Here is a 3,460-nt window from a genome sequence, read left to right as displayed (position 1 = left end):
CGCCGGCCGCTACGACATCGGCATACGGCTCGGCGACCAGGTCGCCAGGGACATGGTCGCGCAGCGTATCGCGCCGGACATGACGATGTCGATCATCGGTTCTCCCGATTACCTGGCGTCCCGACCCGTGACGAAAACGCCTCAGGACCTGACGCAACACAACTGCATCAACCTTCGGCTGCCGACCAGAAACGCGCTGCTATCGTGGGAGTTGAGCAAGGGGCGCCGCGAATTGCAGGTTCGCGTCGAAGGCCAACTGACGTTCAACAACGTCTATCAGATGGTCGACGCGGCGCTTGCGGGCTTCGGGCTCGCCTATGTGCCGAAGGATCTGGTCGCGCATCACGTTGACGCCGGCCGGCTCGGCTGGGTGCTGGAGGACTGGTTTCCGACGTTCGTCGGGCACCACGTCTATTACCCGAGCCGGCGCAAATCGTCGCGGGCCGTCGAGCTCGTGGTCGATGCGCTCAGGAGCGGGTATCAACGCAATGCGCGGCAAGCTTGAGCCGTCACGCCGGCGTGTCGACAGCCCGGCAGCGTTGGAAATGCGATGCCCGCATGGATGCGCCACCGCGGTATTGAACGGAAATCGAGCACCGCCGGCACCACCGCGTCGAGTAACGGGCAGACGTGATCGGCAATCACGGCTTCGATACGCGCGGTACGTCGAACAGCACCGTCGAGCGACGTGACTCGCCTGACGACCTCGATCCTGCGTCGCGCATCACTTCGGAAACACGCCCCTGCTCATCGCATCGAGCTGCCGAACGATCTCCGCGCGCAATTCGGTCGATACCTCGACGCTGTCGAGCAGTTCCGAAATCCACAACCCGTCGGCCGCGAGCCGGCAGATCATCAGCGTCGCGGCCTGCTGGAGCGGCACCGGGTCGGGCCGTGTCCATTCGCGCATCGGCACCGACCAGCGCGCACGCGTGTCCTGCTCGGTGATCATCGACGCGACCAGCACGCGCAGCACCTCGATACTCGCGGCCGGATTGGCCGCGTCGAGCACCGCATGCAGATACGCGCGCGCCGCCGCGCCGTCGCCGCTGGAATCGGCCGCCAACCGCGCGGCCAGCTGCGCGCCGAACCGGTCGGTCGCCTGCCCGAACAGCGCATCCAGCAGCCCCTGCTTGTTCGCGAAGTGATATTGCAGCGCGCCTTTCGTCACGCCGGCCCGTTCGGCCACCGCATCGAGCGTCAACGCGGCCACGCCGTGATGCGTCGCGATCTCCGACGCGGCCGCCAGCAATTGCGCGCGCACCTGGTCCGGCGCTTTTTTTCGCCGCACGCCGGCCACGGGCGCGGCCGGCGCCGATGATCCTTCGGAGGCCCGTGTATCGGGCGTTCCAGCCGGTTCGACAGGCGCGGACACGTCGCGCGCCGCGGGTTCGAGGCGTTTTTTCATGGTGCGGATGGTAGCACCGCGCGTCTCGAGATAAACATTCCGTCTGGATGGTATGATCCGCCGCATGAACAAATCGGCCCCCTCTTCCTGGTCCGCGCTCGACGCTGCCATCGCCCGTGGACGCGACGCACTCGTGCGCCTTCAGCAGCCCGACGGCAGCTGGTGTTTCGAACTCGAATCCGACGCGACGATCACCGCGGAATACATCCTGATGATGCATTTCATGGACCGGATCGACGACGTGCGCCAGCAGAAGATGGCGCACTACCTGCGCGCGAACCAGCGGCTCGACACGCACGGCGCCTGGGATCTGTACGTCGACGGCGCGCCGGACGTGTCGTGCAGCGTGAAGGCGTACTTCGCGCTGAAGGCGGCCGGCGACAGCGAACACGCGCCGCACATGATCCGCGCGCGCGACGCGATCCTGAAGCTCGGCGGCGCGGCCCGTTCGAACGTGTTCACGCGCATCCTGCTCGCGACGTTCGGCCAGGTGCCGTGGCGCGCGGCGCCGTTCATGCCGATCGAATTCGTGCTGTTCCCGAAGTGGGTGCCGATCTCGATGTACAAGGTCGCGTACTGGGCGCGCACGACGATGGTGCCGCTGCTGGTGCTGTGCTCGCTGAAGGCGCGTGCGCGCAATCCGCGCAACGTGTCGATCCGCGAGCTGTTCGTCACGCCGCCCGAACAGGAGCGCCACTACTTCCCGCCCGCGCGCGGCATGCGCCGGCTGTTCCTCGCGCTCGACCGCACGGTCCGCCCTATCGAGCCGCTGCTGCCGAAGCGTTTGCGCCAGCGCGCGATCCGGCATGCGGAAGCGTGGTGCGCGGAACGGATGAACGGCGAAGACGGGCTCGGCGGCATCTTCCCGCCGATCGTGTACAGCTACCAGATGATGCAGGTGCTCGGCTACCCGGACGACCATCCGCTGCGGCGCGATTGCGAGGACGCGCTGGAGAAGCTGCTGGTCACGCGGCCGGACGGCAGCATGTATTGCCAGCCGTGCCTGTCGCCGGTGTGGGACACCGCGTGGAGCACGATGGCGCTCGAGCAGGCGCGCGGCGTCGCGGCGCCGGAAACCGGCGACACGGCTTCCGGCGCACTGCGCGAACTCGACGAGCGCATCGCCCGCGCGTACGACTGGCTGGCCACGCGCCAGGTGAACGACCTGCGCGGCGACTGGATCGAGAACGCCCCGGCCGACGTCGAACCGGGGGGTGGGCATTCCAGTACGCGAACCCGTACTACCCGGACATCGACGACACGGCGCTCGTCACCGCGATGCTCGATCGCCGCGGCCGCACGCATCGCCATGCGGACGGCACGAACCCGTATGCGTCGCGCGTCGCACGCGCGCTCGACTGGATGCGCGGGCTGCAATCGCGCAACGGCGGCTTCGCCGCGTTCGACGCGGACTGCGACCGCATGTATCTGAACGCGATTCCGTTCGCCGATCACGGCGCGCTGCTCGACCCGCCGACCGAGGACGTATCGGGCCGCGTGCTGCTGTGCTTCGGCGTGACGAAGCGCGCCGCAGACCGCGCGTCGCTCGCCCGCGCGATCGACTACGTGAAGCGCACGCAGCAGCCCGACGGCAGCTGGTGGGGCCGCTGGGGCACGAACTACCTCTACGGCACGTGGAGTGTGCTGGCCGGCCTCGCGCTCGCCGGCGAGGACAAGTCGCAGCCCTACATCACCCGCGCGCTCGACTGGCTGCGCGCGCGGCAGCATACGGACGGCGGCTGGGGCGAGACCAACGACAGCTACATCGATCCGAAGCTGGCCGGCACGAACGGCGGCGAGAGCACGTCGAACTGCACCGCGTGGGCGCTGCTCGCGCAGATGGCGTTCGGCGACTGCGAATCCGATTCGGTGAAGCACGGCATCGCGTATCTGCAGTCGGTGCAGCAGGAAGACGGCTTCTGGTGGCACCGCTCGCACAATGCGCCGGGCTTTCCGCGCATCTTCTACCTGAAGTATCACGGCTATACCGCTTACTTCCCGCTGTGGGCGCTCGCGCGTTATCGACGGCTGGCGGGGGCGAAGGATGCGGAC

General features: G+C 67.9%; 2 protein-coding genes and 1 pseudogene. 2 read left to right on the top strand and 1 reads right to left on the bottom strand.

The features are described 5' to 3' along the window. A partial coding sequence (locus JMF90_RS29585) for a LysR substrate-binding domain-containing protein (RefSeq protein WP_236598056.1) occupies nt 1-505 on the top strand: 505 nt, incomplete at its 5' end. A gap of 219 nt (nt 506-724) precedes the next feature. On the opposite strand, the gene JMF90_RS29580 is transcribed toward JMF90_RS29585, so the two are convergent. Then, nucleotides 725-1,408, bottom strand: coding sequence for a TetR/AcrR family transcriptional regulator (locus JMF90_RS29580; protein WP_054928569.1), 684 nt, complete (start codon nt 1,406-1,408; stop codon nt 725-727). 52 nt (nt 1,409-1,460) lie between these two features. Here JMF90_RS29580 and shc point away from each other — a divergent pair. Next, nucleotides 1,461-3,460: pseudogene (shc, locus tag JMF90_RS29575) on the top strand (squalene--hopene cyclase); the annotation flags it as partial.

The organism is Burkholderia sp. E168m23 (assembly GCF_016586125.1).
In the GTDB taxonomy this organism is placed as follows: Bacteria; Pseudomonadota; Gammaproteobacteria; order Burkholderiales; family Burkholderiaceae; genus Burkholderia; species Burkholderia orbicola.
This window is presented reverse-complemented; position numbering and strand designations above follow the sequence as displayed.

Excerpts from the sequence above, each read along its gene's own strand:
- JMF90_RS29580 (WP_054928569.1), bottom strand. The coding sequence starts at position 1,408 with ATGAAAAAACGCCTCGAACCCGCGGCGCGCGACGTGTCCGCGCCTGTC.